This is a genomic window from Porphyrobacter sp. LM 6 (genome assembly GCF_001720465.1).
Classification (GTDB): domain Bacteria; phylum Pseudomonadota; class Alphaproteobacteria; order Sphingomonadales; family Sphingomonadaceae; genus Erythrobacter.
Genome location: NZ_CP017113.1, coordinates 1603374 through 1625567, shown reverse-complemented (window position 1 = coordinate 1625567; position 22194 = coordinate 1603374). Strand labels below are relative to the sequence as shown.

Here is a 22194-nt window from a genome sequence, read left to right as displayed (position 1 = left end):
CGATTGCGAGAGGTGCCGCCGGGATACGCAAGGGTTCAGATCGAGTCGGCCAGTATGGCGAAATAACCGGAAAAAACCCAAGTTATTTCAGTCTTTAACTGCCTGTATTTCTTCAAATAACATCTTCGCGTAGGGCTTCACTGCCGCGTTGGCAGGCTCTTGCCCATTTTTCGAAAACCACTCCAGAAGCCGTTCCGCCACATCTGCTGGTTTAGTCGGCTCCCAGTTAGTGTTCCCCCAACTCAAAGCGACGGCGGCAACGGCCCGCTCCCACTCGTAGACACGGGGACGGCCTCCGGTATTCTTACTTCCGGAATTTGAAGTGGTGGCCACTTCAGGCCTCTGGATCTCAATTTCCGACGCGTAGAAATAATCTTCCTCATATTCGAGTGCGGTGAAATGAAGACCTTCAGAAACCGTGGCATAGGTGACATGATCTCTTTGCCAGTCCCAAACGAAGGGTTGTTCGCCTTCGAAATCAAGAATGACAAAGGAAACTTTGAGAAAGCGATATTTCGATTGCTGAATTTGTCGGATTTTCTGCCATCGGCTTTGCGGGATCACGCCCGAACCTTCCCCACTGAAATGTTCCAAACGGGCAGATTCCCAATGATACAGACCTACGGCGCGAAGCTGGCCGTCAGCCAGCAAGTCGAGCACCGCTTTTGATGGGTTGGCAAAGCCTTCAAAAGCTAGCTGATTGATGACTTCCGAGAGAGATCGCCGCACTTCGAATGTGCTGCCATCAGGTGCCGCTTTCTCCCATTCCAACTGCTGAATCAATTTGAGTGCAGATTGATGGTCAGTCATCGCCCGCTTCCCTTGCGGCTCCCACAAAAGGAAGGGGAAGCGCGTGGGAAGCGCGCTTGTCGGCTGGCCTGCCTATCCCCTGTAATAGCTTAGCCCGCGTTTACCGCATTTGGGAAGTCGATCACCTTTCCGCCCGTGCGGCTGGCACAATATGCGCCCCAAGCCTCCATAAGCTTCGTGCGCTTCTCCAAATGGGTTGTCCGGCGATAGGCCGCTTCAGTCGCATCCGGTGTCTTGTGCGCCTTCGCAGCATCAACCACGGCATTGGGGAAGGTGGTTTTGTCCGCCGCCCAATCGGTAAATGTCGATCGAAAGCCATGCACGTGGAACGGCTCGCCCGCATCCCGCAGGACTTTCAGCAATGTCATGTCCGACATTGGCCCGCCGCTCATGCCGGGAAAGATCAGATTGGAGCCTGCCAGCTTCAGCGCCGCCGCCTTTCGCAACACCGCCAGCGCCGCCTCGCTTAGCGGGACAATATGCGTCTTGCCGCGCTTCATGTGTTCGCCAGGACACGTCCAAAGCTTCGCCTCTAGGTCGATCTCTTCCCAAGTCGCCAGCCGCGCCTCTTGGCTCCGCGCCGAAGTGAGCACGGCAAATTCCAGCGCCAGCCGCCCGAATGACGGCTTCGCCCGCAATTGCTCCAGAAATTCCGGCACGGCCTTGTAGGGCATAGCCTTACGGTGCTGGCGCTCGCCCGTCTGCTTGGGCAGGCCGTTTCCTGCTTTCAGGGAGCCATTGCTCGAAGGGGCTTCATGTGTGCGCCAGCCGCGCGCGTGGGCGAAATTCAGCACGGTGCAGATACGGTGCCGCACCCGCCGCCCTGTTTCGGGATATGCCTGCCAGATGGGCGAGAGCGCCGCGATTATGTCGCTCGCCACAATGTCATTTGCGGGCCGATCGCCAAAGCGGGGAAAGACGTGCCGCTCCAAACTGGCGAGCCATTGCTCCGAATAGCCCTCGCTTTTCCAGCCGCCCTTATTCTCGCTGTGATACTGCACCGCCGCTTGGCGGAATGTCACCGCCTCTGCCTTATCCTTGCGGCGCTCCGCGATAATGTCCCGCCCTTCGATCTTGATTGCCTTGCGGGCGAGCACGGCCATTCCCCGCGCCTCTGCCAGCGAAATAAGCTTAGCGGTGCCAAGGGAAACGTCCCTCCGCTTTCCTCCGCTCTGCACCCGCACATACCATGAGGCTCCGCCGCGCTTATCGACTTTCAGAAAAAGGCCGTCGCCGTCCTGATACGACCCCGGCACCTTCAGCGCGTCTTTAACTTGCTTGGCAGTCAGCTTCCCCATGTCGATCTCCAGCCGATCGAAAGTGTGGGGGGAAAGGATGGAAATTTACCCCTTCCTTACCGCTCCCCCACATTTCTCACCCACACTTTACCGCGCTTCGGGACGGCTGGCAATGAACGGGGACGGGCAATGGCGAGCACTTTTTCCTTTGGAAACCGCGCTCTCCGGCGGTGCCGGGAGAATGTCAGCAAAAGGGAAAGTGGTGGACAGGGCTGGATTCGAACCAGCGTACGCTTGCACGGGCAGATTTACAGTCTGCTGCCTTTAACCACTCGGCCACCTGTCCACACAGTCCCCTTCGGATCAAGGGGGGCGTTCCTGAGCGATATCCGCCCTGAAAAAGCACGAGCCCGTAACCGACCTCGCCGCCGAGAGGCGCCCCTTTGGCGAAGCACTGCTTGCCTGTCAATGGCCCTGCTGGCAGGGGACGCTTTTGGATAGCCTCAGGCGGGAAACAACATGAGCAAAGGTGAGAAAAAGCGCGCGCTGCGCGGCCGTGCAGGACGCATGAAGGGCGGACGCGGTTCGGGTCGGGCCAGTAGCGGGCAGGTGCGCCTGTGGGGCCGCCACGCAGTCGAGGCCGCGCTCAAGAACCCCGAGCGCCAGCACCGCAAGCTGTGGGCCACGCCCGAGGGGCTGGAAAGCCTCGACGGCGAGCTTCCGGCCGATTTCCCGATCGAGCACGCGCAAGCCGCAGACCTCGCCCGGCTCGTCGCGAAAGATGCACCGCATCAAGGGCTTGTGCTGGAATGCGCGCCGCTGGAAGATGTGTTCCTCGATGAAGTCGCGCTGGGAGAAGCTGACCGCCCGATCGTGGTGCTCGACCAGGTCACCGATCCGCACAATGTCGGCGCAATCATGCGCTCGGCCGCGGCCTTCAACGCCGCCGCGATCATCACGCAAGACCGCCACGCCCCGCCCGAAGGCGGCGTGCTCGCCAAGTCCGCCTCGGGCGCGCTCGAGACGGTGCCATGGGTGCGCGTGGTCAATCTCGCCCGCGCGCTCGAGGAACTGGCCGAGGCGGGATACTGGCGCATCGGCCTTGCCGGCGAGGCCGAGGCGACCTTTGCCGAAGTCATGCCCACCGGCCCGCTCGCGATCGTGCTCGGCGCCGAGGGTGAAGGCATGCGCCACAACATCGCCGCGCATTGTGATGTGCTCGCCCGCCTGCCGATCACCTCGGCGATCGAGAGCCTCAACGTCTCGAACGCGGCAGCGATTGCGCTTTATGCCGTGGCCACGCGCGGGTAAAACCGGGCCGAGGGAGGGAGTTGCCATGACCATGTTTTCCACGATCCGCCTGCGCGCCGCAGCCGTGCTGGCCGGCTTCGCACTGGCGCTGTCGGGCTGTTTCATGTCGCCGGGCAAGTTCACATCCGAGCTCGCGATCACCGGGCCGGACAGCTTCCGCTTCAGCTACGAAGGCGAGATCTTCTTCCTTGGCCTGTCCAAACTCGCACTCATGGGCGCGACGACGGACGAGCCGTTTGCGGCCAATTGCTACGACGAGGAAACCTTCGAGACCCGCGATTGCACCCCCGAAGAAGAGGCCACCCAGCGTGAGGAATGGGAAGCGGGTGCCGCCGAACGCGCTGAAAAGGCCAAGAAGGATGCCGAGATGATCAAGGCGATCATGGGCGGCATCGACCCTTCCGACCCCAAGGCGACCGAGGAAATGGTGCGGCTGCTCGAACGCCAGAAGGGCTGGAACCGCGTCGTCCACAAGGGCGATGGGCTGTTCGAGGTAAGCTATTCGGCCAGCGGCTCGCTGAGCCATGACTTCATGTTCCCGACCATCGAAGGCTTTCCGCCGACCAATCCCTTCGTCCAGATGATCCTGCGCGATGGCGGCCAGGTGCGGATCAATGCGCCGGCCTTCGTCGTCCAGAACGGCGACAATCCGATGGCGGCGATGATGGGCGGCATGGGTTCGCTTGCTGGGTTGGCGGCGATGGGCGCGGCGCGCGAAGGCGACGTAGCCGAGGGCGAGGCTGCCCCCGAAATCCCGGGCGTGCCGATGCTCGATGGCACCTTCACCATCAGCGCGGCACCGGGAATGCGGATCCTCGCCAACAACACCGACGAAGGTCCGCAGGCGATGACCGCCGGCGGCGAAGCGCTGGTCTGGAAGATCACGCCGCGCAGCACCCAGTCACCGACAGCGCTGATCGCGACGACCCCGCGCTGAGCGCGTTTGCATGAGGCAAAGAGAAACCCCGCCGGCCGCGAGGCTGGCGGGGTTTTCTTTTGCCCCTGTGTGAAACGTTGCCGGATCCGGCGCGGACTTAGTTGACCGCGTCCTTCAGACCCTTGCCCGCCTTGAACTTCGGCTGGATCGACGCCTTGATCTTCATCGGCTCTCCCGTGCGCGGGTTACGGCCGGTCGAAGCCTTGCGCTTGGCCACCGAGAAGGTGCCGAACCCGACCAGACGCACTTCGTCGCCGCCCGAAAGGGCCTTGGTAATCGTGTCGAACACGCTTTCAACCGCGCTCGCGGCATCGCTCTTGGACAGACCGCTGGTATCGGCGACGGCGCTGATCAGGTCGTTCTTGTTCATGTGGGATCCCCCTCACTTGAGATGTACGTTGGAATGTCGTGAATCGCGCTTGCGAAAGGCGGCAGATTGAGCCGTTTTTCCGGAGACTGTCAAAGGCAAATAGGGCCCGCACAGCGGCTTCGCTCCGAGACGTCCCGAATTGGGCAGCCTAGGGCGCGCGCCTGCAAAAAAACGGCAGACACGTCAGGCGCGGCAGCGGGTCGACGCATCGCCCCGCCGCAGCGCTCATCAATGTGCGGTCGGGTTCTCCCCCGCGACCGGAGCGGCAGCCGCCGGAGCGCCGCCCGGCTGGCTCGCCAGATCATCGGCCTCGGTCCATTCGATCGGCTCAAGGGGCTGGGTCAGCGCGCGCGCCAGCACCTCGTCGACATGCGCGACAGGGATGATCTCCAGCCCTTCCTTCGCGTTGGCGGGGATTTCGGCCAGATCCTTGACGTTGTCCTCGGGGATGAGAACCGTCTTGATCCCACCCCGCAGCGCCGCGAGCAGCTTTTCCTTCAACCCGCCGATAGCCAGCACCCGGCCGCGCAGCGTGACTTCACCGGTCATCGCCACTTCGGGCCGCACGGGAATACCGCTCAGGGTCGAGACGATCGAAGTGACCATCCCGATGCCGGCACTCGGCCCGTCCTTGGGCACCGCACCTTCGGGCAGGTGGATGTGGATGTTCTTGCGATTGAAGACGCTCGGCTTGATGCCATAGGCGGGCGCGCGCGCCTTCACAAAGCTGAAGGCCGCCTGGACGCTCTCATTCATGACCTGGCCGAGCTTGCCGGTGGTCTTGATCTCGCCCTTGCCCGGGGTGGTTACGCTTTCGATGGTGAGCAACTCGCCGCCAACCGACGTCCACGCCAGCCCCGTCACCGCGCCGACCTGCGGCTCGGCTTCGGACACGCCATGCTTGAACTTGCGCACGCCCGAGAACTCGCCGAGGTTTTCCGGCGTGATCGTGACGCTGTCGGACTTCTTCTCGAGGATCCGGCGCAGGGACTTGCGGCACAGCTTGGCGATCTCGCGCTCGAGCGTGCGGACACCGGCCTCGCGTGTGTAATAGCGGATGAGATCGCGCAGAGCCTCTTCTTTGAGGGTGAATTCACCCTTCTTGAGGCCGTGCGCCTTCACTTGCTTTTCCACGAGGTGGCGCTGGGCAATCTCGACCTTCTCGTCCTCAGTGTAGCCTTCGAGCCGGATGATCTCCATCCGGTCGAGCAGCGGCTGCGGCAGGTTGAGACTGTTCGCGGTGCAAACGAACATGATGTCCGAAAGGTCGAGGTCCAGCTCCAGATAGTGGTCCTGGAACTTCGCGTTCTGTTCCGGGTCGAGCACTTCGAGCAGCGCCGAAGCCGGATCGCCGCGGAAATCCTGTCCGAGCTTGTCGATCTCGTCGAGCAGGAACAGCGGATTGCTGGTCCCCGCCTTCTTGAGGTTGGCAACGATCTTGCCCGGCATCGAGCCGATATAGGTGCGGCGGTGGCCGCGGATTTCCGCCTCGTCACGCACGCCGCCCAGCGACTGCCGCACGAATTCGCGGCCCGTCGACTTGGCGATCGACTTGCCGAGCGAGGTCTTGCCCACGCCCGGCGGGCCGACGAGGCACAGGATCGGCCCCTTCAGCTTATTGGTGCGTGCCTGCACCGCGAGATACTCGACAATGCGGTCCTTGACCTTCTCGAGCGCATAGTGATCGGCATCGAGGATCGCCTGTGCGCGACCGATGTCCTTCTTCAGCTTCGACTTCTTGCCCCACGGCAGGCCGAGCAGCACGTCGAGATAGTTGCGGATCACGGTTGCCTCAGCGCTCATCGGCTGCATCGAACGCAGCTTCTTGAGCTCGGCATTGGCCTTTGCGCGGGCTTCCTTGGAAAGCTTGGTCTTCTCGATCTTCTCGGTGAGTTCGGCGATCTCGTTACCCTCGCCGTCGTCGCCGCCGCCCAGTTCGGACTGGATCGCCTTCAACTGCTCGTTGAGGTAATATTCGCGCTGGGTCTTCTCCATCTGGCGCTTCACGCGCCCGCGGATGCGGCGTTCGACCTGGAGCACCGACAGCTCGCCTTCCATGAAGGACATCACCAGTTCGAGCCGCTTCAGGGGATTGGTCTCGGTCAGCAGGCCCTGCTTGTCCGACACCTTGGCGCTAATCGCAGCCGCGATGGTATCGGCCAGCTGCCCGGCATCATCGACCTCGGAAAGGTCGACCCCGGCATCTTCTCCAAGCTTCTTGTTGAGCTTCACATATTCGCCGAACTGCTCGACCACCTGGCGCATCAGCGCGGTGACTTCGCTGCCGGCAACGGTCTCGGGCGTGACCGCCTCGACCTCGGCCAGCAAGTGGGTGCCGACGTCCTCGAGCGCAGCGAGGCGGGCGCGGGACTTGCCTTCGACCAGCACGCGCACCGTGCCATCGGGCAGCTTCAGCAGCTGCAGCACCTGCGCCACCACGCCGACATCGTAGAGATCATCGCCATCCGGATCATCGCAGCCCGGATCGAGCTGGGCGAGCAGGACGATATCCTTGGAGGCTTCCATCGCGGCTTCCAGCGCCGCCACGGATTTGTCGCGCCCGACAAACAGCGGGACGACCATGCCGGGGAACACGACGATGTCGCGCAGCGGGAGGAGAGGGTAGGTCTGGGTCATATTTTCGTGTCCACGGCGGCCATGTGGGCCTGCCTTTGATCGGAATATGGGTAGCGCTCAGGCGCGCCGCAATGGGGCGCGCAAGCTAAGCTGTGGACGCGGTCGACCTTGAAAACGCTTACCCCAGCCCGGGCAGATTGAACCCCGGCGGCAGGCCCATCGAGCCTTGCATCTCCTTCATCTGCTCGTTCGACACGCGGTCGGCGCGGTCGCGGGCATCGTTGAAGGCGGCAGCGACGAGATCTTCGAGGATTTGCTTGTCATCAGGGGTCATCAAGCTGTCGTCGATGCTGACACCAAGGATGCGGCCCTTGGCGCTGGCGCGGACCTTCACCAGACCGCCGCCCGCGGTGCCCTCGACCTCAATCGAGTCGAGCTTCACCTGCATCTCGTTCATCTGCTTCTGGATGGTCTCGGCCGCCGCCTGGGCTGCCTTCATCATCTCTTCCATCGACTTCATCAGGGGGTACTCCTCAATTCCACGGGGGGCTTCCCGCGCCGGCTGCGGCTTTGACGGGGGCGTCGATCAGCTCGGCTTCGGGAAAGGCTTCGAATGCGGCCTTGACCAGCGGGTCGGACCGGATGCGCTCGTTTTCGGCAACGGCTTCGGCCTCGGCGACTTCGCGCAGGGAAGGCTGGGCAGCGCCCGTGCCACGCTCCACTAGCCAGCGCTTGCCGGTAACCTTGAACAGCGCCTCGCGGATATCGGGCGCAGGGTCATCGGGGAAGTTGTCCGCCTGCTGGTAGACGAGCCGTTCAGAACCGAGTTCGATCACCCGCACCCGGTCGCGCATCATCTGGGCAACGCGCAACTGGCCTGCGGCATCGACCGCATCGACCAGCGCTGCCCAGTCTTGCGCAGGGGTGGCCGCCACCGGCGCCGGGGCGGCGGCGGGAGCGCCCTCGCCCGTAGGCGCGGCCACCATGCCGCTTGCCGCCAGTTCCTCGATCCGCCGGGCGAGCTTGCCCGGATCGGGCATCTGCGCCGCGTGGAGAATCCGCAGCAAGGCCATCTGCAACGAAACCAGCGGATCGGGGCCGGTGCGAACTTCGTCGTGTCCCTTGAGCAACAATTGCCACAAGCGATGCAGCTCCGCCGCGCCCAGCCGCGCGGCGAAATCGGCGAGCGCTGCGCGTTCTTCCTCGGCAGGCGCGTCGGGCTCGCCGCCGGAGACCTGCGCTAGAGTAATGCGGTGGGTGAGGTCCATCAGCGCGCGCATCAGCGCCAGCGGCTCGACGCCAAGCGCATATTGCTCGTCCACCGCCGCCAGCAGCGCCTGCGCGTCGCCTTCGAGCACATGGCCCAGCAGGCGCCGCTGCGCGCTCTTGTCAGCGAGGCCCAGCATATCGCGCACGCGCGTCGCCGAGACCTTGCCTTCGCCATCGAGGTCCGCATGTGCAATGGCCTGATCAAGGATCGAAAGCCCGTCGCGCACCGATCCTTCGGCGGCATTGGCGATGATCGCCAGCGCCTCGCCTTCGGCCTCGACGCCCTCGAGACTGCACACCTTGGCAAAGTGTTCGGCGAGCAGTGCGGCAGGGATACGGCGCAGGTCGAACCGCTGGGTCCGGCTCAGAACCGTAACGGGAAGCTTGTCGACCTCGGTGGTAGCAAACAGGAACTTCACATGCGGCGGCGGCTCTTCCAGCGTCTTGAGCAGCGCGTTGAAGGCGTTGCGCGACAGCATGTGAACTTCGTCGATGATGTAGATCTTGTAGCGCGCCGAAACCGCCGCGTAGCGCACCTGTTCGATAATCTCGCGAACATCGTCGACCCCGGTGTTCGAGGCCGCGTCCATTTCGATCACGTCGATATGGCGCCCTTCCGCGATGGCGGTGCAAGGCTCGCATTGTCCGCAAGGGTCGATCGTCGGACCGCCCTGCCCGTCCGGCCCGACGCAGTTCAAGGCCTTGGCGATGAGCCGCGCGGTCGACGTCTTGCCGACCCCGCGCACCCCGGTCATCAGAAAGGCATGGGCCAGACGGTCGCGCGCGATGGCATTGGCGAGGGTTCGCACCATCGCCTCCTGCCCGATCAGCTCGGAGAAGGTCTGCGGCCGATACTTGCGCGCCAGCACGCGATAGGGCTGGTTGGTAGTTGCCACTGGCGTGGGCGCGGGTGCCTCAACCTTGGCGGGCGGCGGGGCGGTAGGCGCGGGATCGCCGAACAAGGCGCTTTGCCCGGCAGCCTCCAGCTCTTCAGCGGTCGGGCCAGTATCGTCTTCGGGCAGTTCGGGATCGGAATCGCTCATCGTGGGCCACTGTAGGCAAGCTGCGGGTGAATGTCGAAGCCCTCACACCCAGTCATCGACATTCCATACGCCTTGACAGGCCAGCGGCTTGTTTCGATCACCTTGCCAAAGGAGAAGCGCAGCATGTCCATCATTCCGGGGCGTATGACCGACAGGCATGAAGGCCCGTTGGTAGTGTTCATGATCGGCATGCGGATCAACCACTTCCACAAGATCGGCAAATGGCTGCCGGTGTTCCGGGCGATGGGGCCGATGATCCGCGAACTCAGCATGAACCCGGAAAGCGGCTTTATCGGCACCGAATATGCGTTGTGCAGCCTGCGGCAGATATTGCTGATCCAGTACTGGCGGGATTTCGACAGCCTCGAGGCCTATGCCCGTGATCGAGACGCCAACCATTGGCCCGCATGGACCGAATTCAACCGTCGGATCGGAAATGACGGCACGGTGGGTATCTACCACGAAACCTATGCTGAGCCCGGCGGAGCCCACGAGACGGTCTATGGCAACATGCCGCCTTTCGGCCTTGCGCGCTTTACCGGGATCGTCCCCGCAACCGGATCGCGCAACGCCGCCCGCGAGCGGATGCGCATCAGTTCCGGAAAGTGAGGAAAAAGGAGCCGAGCGACCCGCCGCAATCCACCTGAGCTGCTTCCTTCCGGACCTGACTCGGTGAGCGGACGCAAACGTCCACCCGACTCCCGGGCGGGCATATGGCGTGGCTCGACGAGAAAATCAACTCAGCGAAAATTATCCGCGTAGGCCTGGAGCTTGAGCCGCTTGGCCGGCGTGGCGTGAACGCGCGCCGTGATGCCGTATTTCTCGGCATAGGCCTTGGCCGCGTCCTTGCTGGGGAAAGTCAGCCGCACCTGCGACTGCGTATCGCCCGTCCCTGTCCAGCCCATCAGCGGATCGGCAAAGCGCGCCGCCGACTGTTCAAACTCGAGCACCCAATCATCGGTGCGGGCCTTGCCCGATTGCATCGCGTGCTTGGGCTGCTGGTAGATCCTTGCCGTCATGGCTGCACCCTTAAATCACGAATCGCTGCGGTTGAAGGCGTTTTTCGTCTTCAGGCTCGGCTTTTCCAGCCATGGCTGATCGGGCCAGCGGTGTTTAGGATAGCGGCCCTTCATGTCTTTCACCACATCGCGCCAGCTGCCGCGCCAGAAGCCGGGCAGATCGCGGGTCGACTGGATCGGCCTTCCCGCGGGGCTGGTCAGCTTGAGCAGCAGCGGGGTCTCGCCGATCATCGGCTGACTATCCAGCCCGAACAGAGCCTGCACCCGCACCTCGACGCTCGGCGCATCGTCGCCCGCATAATCGATCGCATGGCGGGTATCGGCGGGTGTGCCGAAGTGAGAAGGAGCCGCGCGCTCGAACGCCTGCCGGACGTTCCAGTCGATCGCACCCAGCGCCGCCTCGGCGAAACGATGCGGCGGCAGATCGAGATCGCGCCGCCCGGCCAGCAGCGGGACAAGCCATTGATCGGCGCTGGCCCGCAAGTGATCCTCCGACAGCTCTGCCACCCCGGCGAACCGCGCGCGCGCCAGGAAACCATCGGGGAACTGCCGTTCAAGCCGGGCGAGTGCCTGCCTGACGAGCATCGCAGTCACCGCTGCCGGATCGGGCGCAGGTTCGGGAACGCTGGCCAGCACGATTGCGCCCAAGCGCCGCTCTCGCCGCGCCTCGACCCGTTCTTTTTCGTCATTCCAGCGCGCTGTAACGCGCTCCTCAAGTTCCCTCGCGAACAGCGAGGCGATGCGTTCAGACGCGATTTCGCATCCGGCGGTAATGCGCGCGCCCTTGGCCTGGCCTTGCGCGTCGCCGATCACGATCCATTCCGCCCGCGCGAGCGGCGAGGCAGGATCGAGCACGTAACCGCGCCCTCCTACACTCAACCACTGCTCGCCCGATTGGTCGCGCCGCCGTGCGACGAAGGCCGGGCGGGCCAGCGCCAGCGCCTCTGCAGCATCGGTTGCAGGACTCTTGCCGATCACGCTGGCCAAATTGGCCGCCTGCCCTGCCCAGCCTTGCGCGATCCGAGCAGCGGAGACCGAGCGCGGCGCACGATCCCCGCGCCAACGGCTCATGCGCTGCAACAGGTCCTCGCCGCGCCCGCCCAGCCCGCGTTCCTGCAACAGCATGACAAGTCGCGCCGCCTCGTCACCCACCCCGGCGGCTGCGCCATGGAGGACCGTGGCGGCCTGATCGGGCGACATCGGCAGACTGGCGATCGCTTCGCCAAACGGCGTGATGCGACCGGCTGCATCAAGCGCGCCGAGAGCTTCAAGCGCAGTTCGCGCGGCGGCAACCGATGCCTCGGGCGGCGGGTCGAGCCATGGCAAACCCGCCGGATCGCTGGTCCCCCACTTGGCGAGCCGCAACAGCAGAGGGGCGAGATCGGCCTGAACAATCTCTGGCGGCGCGAATTCGGGGCGGCCGGCGTGGCCCGCTTCTTCCCACAGCCGATAGGCGACCCCTGGCCCCTGCCGTGCGGCACGACCGGCACGCTGCGCGGCCGAGGCCTGAGAGGCGCTGCGGGTGACGAGATGCGTGGTGCCTGCCGTGCGGTCAAACTCGGCGAGACGTGCAAGACCGCTGTCAACCACGACACTCACCCCGTCGAGCGTAAGCGAGGTTTCGGCAATTGCAGTGGCGAGCACAATCCGGCGCCGACCTTGCGGATCGCGCCGGATGGCGGCGCGCTGCGCTGCCGGTTCGATCTGGCCGTGGAGCGGGTGGATCGGCGGGTCGGCGAGGCGCGATTCCAGCCGCTCGCGCACCCGCTCGATCTCGCGCACGCCGGGAAGGAAGGCGAGGATGTCGCCGTCCGTTTCGCGCCACGCTGTGATCACAGCGCTCGCCATACGATCTTCGATCGCGAGCGAGGCATCTCCGCCAAGCCACTTGATTTCCAGCGGAAAACTTCGACCCTCGCTTTCGATGACTGGCGCATCTTCGCCCAGCAACCGGCCAAAGCGTGTGCCATCAATCGTGGCCGACATCACAAGCACACGCAGGTCCTCGCGCAACACGGCGCGGGTCTCAAGCGCCAGCGCCAGCGCGAGATCACTATCGAGCGCGCGTTCGTGCGCCTCGTCGAACAGCAGCGCCGAAACACCGGGAAGCTCGGGGTTCTCGACCAGCCGGTTGACCAGAATCGCCTCGGTGACGACGAGGATGCGGGTTCTGTTAGAGACCTTGCTGTCGAGCCGCGTCATGTAACCCACGGTCTCGCCCGGCGCTTCGCCCAGGATCTCCGCCATACGCTCCGCCGCAGCGCGCGCAGCCACGCGGCGCGGCGAGGTGATGATGATCTGCCCGGTGCACCATGCCTGCCCAAGCAGATCGGGTGCCACCGCCGTGGTCTTGCCCGCCCCCGGCGGCGCGATCAGCACGCCTGCGCCGTAATCGGCCAACGCATCACGGATGCGCGGCAGGACAGCGTTTATGGGAAGGTCGGGGATCATCGCCCCGGCCGATAGCCCGATCAATGCCCGCGCGCGACCGCGAACTGCGCGGCTTCGGCCATCGCCGCACGCGCCTTGCCATCGGGGAAGATCGAGATCGCGTCGATCGCCCGGTGCGCGAAGTGACGGGCGCGTTCACGGGTATCTTCAAGCGCGTTGTGCTTGCTGATCAGTTCGATCGCATGGGCAAGATCCGCATCCGAAGTGCGATGACCGATGATCGCATCCTTCCAGAACTTGCGCTCTTCCTCATTGCCGCGGGCATAGGCGAGGATCACCGGCAAGGTCATCTTACCTTCGCGGAAGTCGTCGCCCTGTTCCTTGCCCATCTGGGCTGCATCCGAATCATAGTCGATCGCATCGTCGACCAGCTGGAAGGCAACGCCGAGATTGCGGCCATAGGCTTCGAGTGCGTGCTCCTGCTCTTCCGAACATTCAGCCACCACCGCACTGATCTGGCTGGCGGCGGCGAACAGCGCCGCTGTCTTGGCGCCGATGATGTGGAGATATTGCTCTTCGCTGGTGTTGATCTGGCGCTGGGCTGAAAGCTGCGAGACTTCGCCCTCCGCGATCACCGCGCTGGCGCGGCTGAGGATCGAGAGGACGCGCAGGGATCCATCCTCGGTCATCAGTTCGAAGGCGCGGCTGAACAGGAAGTCACCGACAAGCACGGTTGCCGGATTGCCGAAGATGATGTTGGCTGCCGCCTTGCCGCGCCGCAACTCGCTGCCGTCAACCACGTCATCGTGCAGCAGCGTTGCGGTGTGAATGAACTCCACCGCTGCGGCGAGCTTGTGGTGGCGCGTGCCCTTGTAGCCGACCAGTTCAGCCCCCGCGAGCGTCAGCATCGGCCGCAACCGCTTGCCACCGCCCGAGATCAGGTGCCCTGCAAGGCGCGGGATTAGCGGGATCTCGCTCTGCATCCGTTCAAGGATCACAGCGTTGACCGAATTCATTCCCGGCGCTGTCAGGGACAGCATCGGATCGAGTGTCGGTGCCTTGCGCGGCAGGGGAATGACGTCGGCGCTCATGCTGGTCCGGCTCTAGGGCGGCCCCAGCGTGCTTGGCAAGCGCAGAATTGCTGCTAGTTTCGCCCCCTATGCCGCAAGATCCGCAACATTCACCCGAGCCCGATCCGGTGCTCGCCGGCTTTCGCAAGAGCATCGACAACATCGATGCAGCTCTGATCCATATTCTCGCGGAGCGGTTCCGGATCACCCAGGCCGTGGGCGAATACAAGGCGAAGGCGACCCTCCCCCCGGCCGACCCAGAGCGTGAGGCGCGCCAAATCGCACGGCTGCGCAAGCTCTCGGAAGAGGCGGATCTCGATCCGGAATTCTCCGAGAAGTTCCTGCGCTTCATCATCGACGAGGTGATCCGCCACCACGAACGCGCGGCAGCAGGCTAACCGCAATTGAAAAGGGCCCGGTAGCGGATTGACCGCCCCGGACCCCGTTCCGTCATGCGATAAAGAGCGAGCAATCAGCCACGCGGGCGCCGCGCGCGGGGCGGACGGCTGACGCCGGGCGCCTTGCTGCGCGAGACCGAGCGGTTCACCTGACCATCGCTGCGCGTGGTCGCACGGCTGCGCGAGGCGAGCGTTTCACCGGCGCTATTGGTCACCGTCTGGCTCGCCTGCGAATTGCCCTGCCCGTCGCGGCTGCGGCTTCCGGCAAGACCATAGGTCTCGCCGCCACGACCGGTGGCAGTGCCGGTGAAGGTCGAACCGTTCTCGGTGCGGACGCGCTCGCCTTCAAGACTGCGCGAATTGCCTTGCGGGCCGGTCTGCACGACGCTGACGGTCGAGCCAGTCTCCGTGCGCTGGCGCACCGCGCTGCTGGTTGCGGTGTTGCCGGTATTGAGATTGGTCACTTCGCGGTCGCGGGTGGCCGTGCCGGTGTCGGGGTTGACCGTCGTGGTCTGGGCGGCGCTGACATTGGGGCCTTCGTAGGTCTGGGTTCGGGTCCGCTCCTGCGCGGCGGCGGGCACGGCCAGCGCAATGGCGGACAGCGAGGCGAGCATCAGGCGAGTATTCAGCATGGCAATTTCCTCCTCAATTCGGTTCTGCGGGGTCGGACCGGCGACATCGGGGTTTGTTGCCGGGGACATCACGGAAACGTGGGAGGATCGCCAAACCCTTCGCGGGCCTCGAAATTTTTTGCTTATCGCCCCTGCGGTTGTGTGACCGTCGCTTCGGCAGCCGGTTCGGACGGGGCCGGAACCGCGATGCTGCCTGCTGCTTCTTCGCTCGCAGCCGGAGCAGCCCCGGCGCGGCGCACGCGATATTCCTCAACCAGCGCACGACGCTGTTCCGGTGGGAGACGGCGAAACGCTTCGCGGCGTTGCTCCGGGGTCATCTGGCGCAATTGCTCCAGCCGCTCGCGTCGTTCCAGCGCCCGCTGGTCCTCGCGAAGCGGACGCACGATATCGTCGCGGGTCAGCGCCTCGCCATTGGCGACCTTGCCTTCAAGCTCCGTGCGCCGCGCCTCGATACGCTCGGTGACGATTTGCTCGCGCCGCGCCTGCGCCGCATCGATGCGTTGCCGCAGCCGCGCCTCTTCCTCGGGCGTCGGTAAAGGCAGGCCAGCGGCCCTGCGCCGCTCGATTTCCCGCGCGATCCGCTGGTCGATCAGCTTGCGCCGGGCTTCGTTGCGGCCTGCGCGGACTTCATCGATGCGGCGGAAGGCCTCGCCCAACTCCTCGGGCGTGTCGATCGGCCCTTCAATGGTCACCGGCCCACCAGCGACCGCCATTTCAGGTTCAGACGGACGCGGGTCGACCGGCGCTGCCACTGCGCGGCTTTCCCCGCCGGTCAAGCTCGCCCAGACCTTCTCCGCCGAGGGTACCGGCAAGCCGACGCGTTCGAGCACGCCAGTCGCAGCCGCCGCTGTCGCCAGCGCGCCGAAACAGGCCGCGCCGATCGCAAACCGTTGGCCGATCCGCCACACCCGTCCGTGCGGCCTGCGACGGAGCGGCGGCAGGGAAGGCGCGCGCACCTCGGCCGCCGCCACAACGCGGTCGGCAAAATCGGCGCTCATGCCGGGCACCGGAAAGTCATCGAGTGCGCGGGCCAGCGGACTGCCTGGCCGGATATCCTCGCCGCTCATACTCCACCTCCTTGCGCGCTGGCCGCATAGGCCTTCCTGAGCGCGGCGCGCGCGCGCAGGAGCAGCGATTCAAACGCCTTGATGTTCATCTCGAGCGCCTCGGCTGCATCGGCATTGGACAATTCCTCGTAATAGGTCAGCACGATCGCGGCGCGCTGGCGGTCAGGCAGCGCCGCGACAAGGGCGCGCGCGGAGCCGTCCCGCTGCTCTGTTTCAATCACTTCATCGGCCAGCGGACTGTCATCCTCGCGATCAGGCACTTCGCCATCCGAGAAACGTCTCGCCCGCCGCAGCCGGTCGATCGCCAGGTTGGTCACCACGCGGCTGAGCCAGCCGCCCAGCCGCAATGTGCCTGCCGCCTGACTGCCTACCGGATGACGCGCTGAAATCGTCGGCGCCTGATCCCACAACCGCAGCAACGCTTCCTGCACAATGTCCTCGGCTTCGTGAGCATCGCCGATCATGCGATAGGCAATCCGGTGAAGCATGCCGCCATGCTGCGCGATAACCTCGCGCAAAGCCGCACTGTCACGGGCTGCCAGCCGTGCCGCAAGCACAGCATCGCCAGCCGGCGCAGCGCCGGGCATGGTTGCGGTGGAAGGTGCACTGGTGGCATTCATGGCATTGCAGCAGCGGTTCCGCTTGGCAGTTCGTCCTGTCGACCGGACAGGCATACAACGCCGGACTTGCCAAAACCCTTCGCGGAAAAATCAATCGGCGCGCGGAAGGCGGAGTTCGACCAAGAGCCCACCCAGATCCTCGCTGGTGCCGAGCGTCACGCTGCCGCCGTAGATTTCGGCAACATCGCGCACGATCGCGAGGCCAAGGCCGGTGCCGGGCTTTTCGGTATCGAGCCTTACCCCGCGATCGAAGATGCGGGTGCGCTCGGCCTCGGGAATGCCGGGACCATCATCCTCAACCCAGATAAGACATTGCGCCGGATCGTGAGGTGTATCGCTCTCGTGGGGATCGATCGTCACGAACACGCTGCCGCCGCCATATTTGGCGGCGTTCTCGATGAGATTGCCGAGCAGTTCATCAAGGTCCTGCCGCTCGATCGCCACATTGGCATCGCGGCTGCCGGCAATGTCGAACCGCCCTTCGGGATAGAGCCGCGCGACCGCGCGCCGCACCGCCTCGGCACTGTCGCGCACATTGGTGCGGGCAAGGCCGACCGCGCGCCGCCCGACTGCGCGCGCACGTGCCAGATGGTGATCGACATGGCGCTGCATCGTCCGCGTCTCGCGCATCACCGCCTCACCCAGATCGGGTGCCTGGGCGGTGGCGGCATTGGTAAGCACGGTCAGCGGGGTCTTGAGTGCATGGGCAAGGTTGCCCGCATGACGCCGCGCTTCCTCGGCCTGCCGCTCGGAATGTTCGAGCAGCCCGTTCAATTCCTCGACCAACGGTTGCACTTCGAGCGGTAGCGGCTCGGTAATCCGCCCCGCACCCGTGGTTCGCAGGTTCTGGATCGCGGCGCGCACCCGACGGAGCGGAGAAAGGCCATAGCGCACCTGAAGCAGCGCCATGATCAAGAGGCCCAGGCCCAGCACCAGAAAGCTCCAGAACAGGATCAGCCGCACGCGGCCAACCTGCGCGTCCATCTGCTCGGTCGCGCTGGCAACGGCGAAGGTCCAGCGCGTCTCGCTGCCGGGCAGGATGACCGTGCGTTCGGCAATCCGCAGCGGCTCGCCAGCGAATTGGCTGGAGTTGTAGAAATGCACTTCGCTGTCGAAATGATCGCCAGCGACATGACTACCCTCGAGCTTGAGCGTGCGGTCCCACAGACTGCGCGAAGCAATGGGTTCGTAATCGCCCCCGCTGATCTGCCAGTAAAGCCCGCTGCCCGGTTCCAGAAAGCGCTGGTCGCCGAGCGTGCGGTAGAACCACACCTCGCCAAACGGATCGATTTCGGCCGAAGCGATCATCGCGGTGAGGATGTAGTCGAGCTGATCGTCGAAATTGGCTTCGACCTGGCGGGTGAAGGTGCGTTCAAGCGCGATCCCGCCGCCCAGCAGCAGTACGAAGATCCAGCCTGCCGCGATCAGCACCATGCGCCGCGCTAGGCTGGCGCGCGGCGGTGCCGGCGCGGCAACCGGTTCGGCCGCTACAGGCGCGCTGCCAGCCGCCGTGGCCGGTGCAACGGAGTTTGCGTCGCCGCCCTGCTCCTGCGCCTCAGGCGCGCGGGGCGTCGGCGGGGTCGTCGAGGCTGTAACCGAGGCCACGGATGGTCGTAATCACGTCTGCGCCAAGCTTCTTGCGGATGCGGGTGACGAACACTTCGATGGTGTTCGAATCCCGGTCGAAATCCTGATCGTAGATATGCTCGATCAACTCGGTTCGGCTGACGACCTTGCCCTTGTGGTGCATCAGGTACGACAGCAGCTTGTATTCCTGCGCGGTCAGTTTGACCGGCTCCCCGCCCAGCGTCACGCGGCCCGAGCGCGTGTCCAGCCGAACGTCGCCTGCGGTCAGTTCGGACGAGGTGTTGCCCGAGGCACGGCGGATCAAGGCGCGTAGGCGGGCAATCAGTTCCTCGGTCTGGAACGGCTTGGCGAGATAATCGTCGGCGCCTGCATCAAGCCCTGCGACCTTGTCCGACCAGCTGTCACGCGCGGTCAGCACCAGCACCGGGAAGCTGCGCCCTTCACGCCGCCACATGCCAAGCACGGTCAGCCCGTCGATCTCCGGCAGGCCGAGATCGAGCACGACCGCGTCGTAATCCTCGGTCGAGCCCATGAAATGCCCGTCCTCGCCATCGACCGAAAGGTCGACCGCATAGCCCTGCCCTTCCAGCGTCGACTTGAGCTGCGCGCCGAGGGTCGGTTCATCTTCGACGATCAGTATGCGCATAGTTCACAAGCTTCCTGTATTAACGTCGCCCAATTCGTGCGCTTTCCGGACGGTTGCGTCAAGCAACGGCCCGGCAGCGGCGGCGATGGTTTCCCCGATATTGGCTTTGTCTTCGCACCCGTTCAGCGCGAACGTCCGATGATCCGTCCGGTCCGCGCATCGACATCGACATAGCTGACGCGGCCATCGCGAATGAACTTCAACCGATAGGCCCGCGCCGTCGAATCATAGGCCGGGCCAAGGTATTCGCTACCCTGCATCTGCGGCAGAATCCGGCGTTCGATCTCGCGCAACGAAAGCTGGGTGCCGGCCAGCGCCTCGCGCCGCGCCTCACCCTGATCGCCGCGCTCCTGATCCTGCTGCGCCGCAGACGGCGACACCGCGCCGATCAGTGCAAACGCAACAAGTGCAGAGCGAAAAGTGGAACCTATCCGTTTCATGACGAGGTAATGCCTAGCGTCGACCCATTGAACAAGCCGTGAATGAATTTACTTCGGCGCGGCCGCGGCCTTGCCGACCAGTTCGTAAGTGATCGTCACGTTCACCCCGGTCGAGACCTGTCCCGGCTGGACGGGAGAGACAGCGGCCGCAGCGATGTCCAGCGCCATGCCTTTTGTGGCCATCAACATCGGGCTGCCGAATTCGATGCTTTCCGAAACGGACAGCACCTTGGCCCCATCATAGCCGAGCATCGCGGCATAGGCTTTGGCCTGCGCGGCACCGCGCGCGACCGCGCGGCTACGCGCCAGCTCCTTGGCGGCGGTATCGTCGGCGATGCTGAACTCGGGGCCGGACAGATCGGTCGCCCCGGCCTCGACCAGCGCATCGAGCACGCGTCCGGTATCCTCGATCTTGCGCAGGATCACGCTGACGCGGTTGGCAGCCTGATAGCCACGGAACTTCGGGCCGTTGTCCAGATAGTCATATTGCGGCGCGACACCGATCCCGGTGGTCTGGATATCCTTTTCCGCGATGCCAAGCGCCTTGATCCGCGCGATCACCTTGGTCATCTCCGCCGCGTTCTGGCGCATCGCCTCGGTCGCGGAGGGGGCATTGGTGGTGACACCGGCGCCAATCGTGACCTGATCGGGCGCCGCCTCGACGCTCTCGTAAATGCTGAGCTCGACCACGGGGCCACTTGCCGCAATCCCGACCTCGGCAGCGGCAGCGCCGCTCAGTGGCAGCGCAGCAGCCGAAGCGGCGAGCAGGACGAGAACATTGCGCATGATGGGTATTCCTCCACTATTCGCCGCGCCTCTGCACCGGTTCAGCTTTCCCAGCACTGAACCACGCGTCGCCCTGTAGCAAGGTTCGCCGGCCCACTTGTCGCACAAGCGCGCAGCCCCTAGGTGGCGCATCTCATGGCACAGCCCCCCATCTTCTCGCTCGAAGGCCTCGCGCTCCAGCAAGGCGGCCGATGGCTGTTCGGCGGACCGACGCCGACCACCGGCGCGGCGCCGATCGACCTGCACGTGCTGCCGGGCGACCGGCTGGCGTTGATCGGCCGCAATGGCGCGGGCAAGACCACGCTCCTGAGGCTCATCACCGGCAAGATCGAAGCCGATCGGGGCCAGCGCAGAGTAAAGCCAGGGACGAAGATCGTCTTTCTTGAGCAGGAACCCGATTTTTCGCCCTATCCCACCCTGATGGACTTCGCGCTCGGCGGCGAAGATGCGCCTGCCGCGCACGAGGTCGAAGCGATCGCCGGCCAGCTCGGGATCGATATGAGCCGGCCCGCCAACACCGCCAGCGGCGGCGAGAAGCGCCGTGCCGCGATTGCCCGCGCGCTGGCACAGGAGCCCGATCTTCTGCTGCTCGACGAGCCGACCAACCACCTCGATCTTGGCGCGATCGACTGGCTGGAGGACTGGCTCTCGCGTTACCGCGGGGCGTTCATCACCATTTCCCACGACAGGACCTTCCTCACCCGCCTGACCCGGGCGACGCTGTGGCTCGACCGCGGTACGCTAAGGCGCAAGGAAGTCGGCTTCGGCGGCTACGAGGCGTGGGAAGAACAGGTCTACGCCGAAGAGGCGCGCGCGGCGGAACGGATGGACGCCAAGCTCAAGATCGAGGCGCACTGGCTCGAACGCGGGGTCACCGCGCGGCGGAAGCGCAATCAGGGTCGCCTCGAAAAGCTCTATCAGATGCGCGCGGCCAGGGCGGCGATGATCTCGGGTGCGGGGACGGCCAAGCTCAAGCTGGCAAGCGACGAGGACTTCAAGTCCAAGTCGGTGATCGTCGCGGAAGGCATTTCCAAGACGTTCGGCGAGCGCCCGATCATCAAGCCGTTTTCCTTGCGGATCCAGAACGGCGACCGCATCGGGATCGTCGGCGCGAATGGTGCCGGCAAGACCACCCTGCTGAAATTGCTCACGAAAGAACTCGAACCCGACACCGGAAGCGTCACCCACGCGCGCACGCTTTCGGGCGTGATGATCGACCAGCAGCGCAAGATCCTCGAACCGGGGGCCACGGTGCGGCAGATTCTTGCGCAGGGGGGTGACTGGATCGATGTGCGGGGGGTGCGCAAGCACGTGCAGGCCTATCTCAAGGACTTCCTGTTCGATCCCGGTCTGGTCGATACCAAGGTCGGCATTCTGTCGGGCGGGGAGCGGTCGCGCCTGCTGCTCGCCCGCGAGTTTGCGCGCACCGCAAACCTGTTGGTGCTGGACGAGCCAACCAACGATCTCGACCTTGAAACGCTTGATCTTCTTCAGGAAGTTATCGCCGATTTCGATGGCACCGTGTTGATCGTCAGCCACGACCGCGACTTCCTCGACCGCACTGTCACCATCACTCTGGGCCTCGACGGGTCGGGCAAGGTGGACATTGTGGCCGGCGGATATGCCGATTGGGAAGCGAAGCGCAAGGCGCCACCTGCGGCCACCAAGGCGGGGTCAAACCCGCAGCAAACCCGGTCTAACCCGGGTCAAGACGAGGCTAGCGGGGGTCAAGCCAAAAAGCCCCTTTCGGGCACCAAGCTGTCCTACAAGGACCAGCGCGATTACGAGATCCTGCCCGCCCGGATCGAGGAACTCGAAGCCGCCATCGCCAAGGGGAAGCGCTGCTGAGCGACCCCCAGCTCTACACCAAGGACCCCAAGCGGTTTGCCACCATCAGCGCAGGCATCGCCAACGCCCGCGCGGAGAAGGACGCGGCCGAGGAACGCTGGCTGATGCTGGCCGAAATGGTCGAGGGGTGAGCGC

The 22194-nt window shown here is 64.6% G+C and carries 20 protein-coding genes, 1 tRNA gene, 1 other RNA gene and 2 pseudogenes; 6 read left to right on the top strand and 18 right to left on the bottom strand.

Translation table 11 applies throughout. The features are described 5' to 3' along the window. Window positions 1-87: 87 nt before the first annotated feature. The 3 genes from BG023_RS14695 to BG023_RS07710 form a co-directional block, all read right to left on the bottom strand. The gene (locus BG023_RS14695) at window positions 88-810 is read right to left on the bottom strand and encodes a hypothetical protein (protein ID WP_150122822.1); all 723 of its coding nucleotides are present in this window, start codon (window positions 808-810) and stop codon (window positions 88-90) included. Window positions 811-899: 89 nt separating this feature from the next. Further along, entirely contained in the window at window positions 900-2108 is a 1209-nt protein-coding gene (locus BG023_RS07715; RefSeq protein ID WP_069309944.1) for a tyrosine-type recombinase/integrase, read from the bottom strand. A 200-nt stretch (window positions 2109-2308) separates the two neighbouring features. Continuing rightward, window positions 2309-2394, bottom strand: a tRNA-Tyr gene (locus BG023_RS07710). A 173-nt stretch (window positions 2395-2567) separates the two neighbouring features. Here BG023_RS07710 and rlmB point away from each other — a divergent pair. Together rlmB and BG023_RS07700 are read left to right on the top strand one after the other, a co-directional pair. Beyond that, the gene (rlmB, locus tag BG023_RS07705) at window positions 2568-3359 is read left to right on the top strand and encodes a 23S rRNA (guanosine(2251)-2'-O)-methyltransferase RlmB (RefSeq protein ID WP_069309943.1); all 792 of its coding nucleotides are present in this window, start codon (window positions 2568-2570) and stop codon (window positions 3357-3359) included. A 25-nt stretch (window positions 3360-3384) separates the two neighbouring features. Further along, window positions 3385-4296, top strand: a complete 912-nt coding sequence (locus tag BG023_RS07700) for a hypothetical protein (protein ID WP_069309942.1) — start codon at window positions 3385-3387, stop codon at window positions 4294-4296. 97 nt (window positions 4297-4393) lie between these two features. Here the strand turns inward: BG023_RS07700 and BG023_RS07695 are convergent, their stop codons facing one another. The 4 genes from BG023_RS07695 to BG023_RS07680 form a co-directional block, all read right to left on the bottom strand. Next, on the bottom strand, window positions 4394-4666 hold the full coding sequence (locus BG023_RS07695) for an HU family DNA-binding protein (protein ID WP_069309941.1): 273 nt from the start codon (window positions 4664-4666) through the stop codon (window positions 4394-4396). A 228-nt stretch (window positions 4667-4894) separates the two neighbouring features. Next, the gene (gene lon / locus BG023_RS07690; RefSeq protein WP_069309940.1) at window positions 4895-7303 is read right to left on the bottom strand and encodes an endopeptidase La; all 2409 of its coding nucleotides are present in this window, start codon (window positions 7301-7303) and stop codon (window positions 4895-4897) included. Between the two features lie 118 nt (window positions 7304-7421). Further along, on the bottom strand, window positions 7422-7763 hold the full coding sequence (locus BG023_RS07685) for a YbaB/EbfC family nucleoid-associated protein (protein ID WP_069309939.1): 342 nt from the start codon (window positions 7761-7763) through the stop codon (window positions 7422-7424). A 13-nt stretch (window positions 7764-7776) separates the two neighbouring features. Then, entirely contained in the window at window positions 7777-9555 is a 1779-nt protein-coding gene (locus tag BG023_RS07680; protein WP_069309938.1) for a DNA polymerase III subunit gamma/tau, read from the bottom strand. Window positions 9556-9678: 123 nt separating this feature from the next. On the opposite strand from BG023_RS07680, the gene BG023_RS07675 reads away from it, so the two are divergent. Next, window positions 9679-10164: a DUF4188 domain-containing protein gene (locus tag BG023_RS07675; protein WP_069309937.1), complete on the top strand. Its 486-nt coding sequence runs from the start codon at window positions 9679-9681 to the stop codon at window positions 10162-10164. A 1-nt stretch (window position 10165) separates the two neighbouring features. Here the strand turns inward: BG023_RS07675 and ffs are convergent. The 4 genes from ffs to BG023_RS07655 form a co-directional block, all read right to left on the bottom strand. Further along, an RNA gene (ffs, locus tag BG023_RS07670) (signal recognition particle sRNA small type) lies at window positions 10166-10260 on the bottom strand. A 35-nt stretch (window positions 10261-10295) separates the two neighbouring features. Continuing rightward, on the bottom strand, window positions 10296-10574 hold the full coding sequence (locus BG023_RS07665; RefSeq protein WP_069309936.1) for an ETC complex I subunit: 279 nt from the start codon (window positions 10572-10574) through the stop codon (window positions 10296-10298). A 15-nt stretch (window positions 10575-10589) separates the two neighbouring features. Then, window positions 10590-13025 carry an ATP-dependent helicase HrpB gene (hrpB, locus tag BG023_RS07660; protein ID WP_069309935.1) on the bottom strand — a complete coding sequence of 812 codons (2436 nt, stop codon included), beginning with the start codon at window positions 13023-13025 and terminating at the stop codon, window positions 10590-10592. Between the two features lie 20 nt (window positions 13026-13045). Continuing rightward, the gene (locus BG023_RS07655) at window positions 13046-14056 is read right to left on the bottom strand and encodes a polyprenyl synthetase family protein (protein WP_069309934.1); all 1011 of its coding nucleotides are present in this window, start codon (window positions 14054-14056) and stop codon (window positions 13046-13048) included. Between the two features lie 68 nt (window positions 14057-14124). On the opposite strand from BG023_RS07655, the gene BG023_RS07650 reads away from it, so the two are divergent. Continuing rightward, complete coding sequence (locus tag BG023_RS07650; RefSeq protein ID WP_069309933.1) at window positions 14125-14433, top strand: chorismate mutase; 309 nt, start codon at window positions 14125-14127, stop codon at window positions 14431-14433. A 74-nt stretch (window positions 14434-14507) separates the two neighbouring features. Here the strand turns inward: BG023_RS07650 and BG023_RS07645 are convergent, their stop codons facing one another. From BG023_RS07645 to BG023_RS07615, 7 genes are all read right to left on the bottom strand, one after another. Continuing rightward, the gene (locus BG023_RS07645) at window positions 14508-15065 is read right to left on the bottom strand and encodes a hypothetical protein (RefSeq protein WP_069309932.1); all 558 of its coding nucleotides are present in this window, start codon (window positions 15063-15065) and stop codon (window positions 14508-14510) included. Between the two features lie 122 nt (window positions 15066-15187). Next, window positions 15188-16132 carry a hypothetical protein gene (locus BG023_RS07640; protein WP_069309931.1) on the bottom strand — a complete coding sequence of 315 codons (945 nt, stop codon included), beginning with the start codon at window positions 16130-16132 and terminating at the stop codon, window positions 15188-15190. Beyond that, window positions 16129-16752 carry a sigma-70 family RNA polymerase sigma factor gene (locus BG023_RS07635; RefSeq protein ID WP_190315735.1) on the bottom strand — a complete coding sequence of 208 codons (624 nt, stop codon included), beginning with the start codon at window positions 16750-16752 and terminating at the stop codon, window positions 16129-16131. The genes BG023_RS07640 and BG023_RS07635 overlap by 4 nt, the downstream gene beginning before the upstream one ends. 90 nt (window positions 16753-16842) lie before the next feature. Beyond that, window positions 16843-18357 (bottom strand): sensor histidine kinase, encoded by a 1515-nt coding sequence (locus tag BG023_RS07630; RefSeq protein ID WP_069309930.1) that lies wholly within the window; start codon window positions 18355-18357, stop codon window positions 16843-16845. Next, entirely contained in the window at window positions 18308-18985 is a 678-nt protein-coding gene (locus tag BG023_RS07625) for a response regulator transcription factor (protein ID WP_069309929.1), read from the bottom strand. Before BG023_RS07625 ends, BG023_RS07630 begins: the two co-directional genes overlap by 50 nt. A 122-nt stretch (window positions 18986-19107) precedes the next feature. Further along, window positions 19108-19365 carry a PepSY domain-containing protein gene (locus BG023_RS07620; protein WP_335673827.1) on the bottom strand — a complete coding sequence of 86 codons (258 nt, stop codon included), beginning with the start codon at window positions 19363-19365 and terminating at the stop codon, window positions 19108-19110. 108 nt (window positions 19366-19473) lie between these two features. Further along, window positions 19474-20211, bottom strand: coding sequence for an SIMPL domain-containing protein (locus BG023_RS07615; protein WP_069309927.1), 738 nt, complete (start codon window positions 20209-20211; stop codon window positions 19474-19476). A gap of 135 nt (window positions 20212-20346) precedes the next feature. On the opposite strand from BG023_RS07615, the pseudogene BG023_RS07610 reads away from it, so the two are divergent. Further along, a pseudogene (locus BG023_RS07610) lies at window positions 20347-21858 on the top strand (ABC-F family ATP-binding cassette domain-containing protein); the annotation flags it as partial. A 99-nt stretch (window positions 21859-21957) separates the two neighbouring features. Then, a pseudogene (locus BG023_RS15210) lies at window positions 21958-22190 on the top strand (ABC transporter C-terminal domain-containing protein); the annotation flags it as partial. Between the last annotated feature and the right edge of the window lie 4 nt (window positions 22191-22194).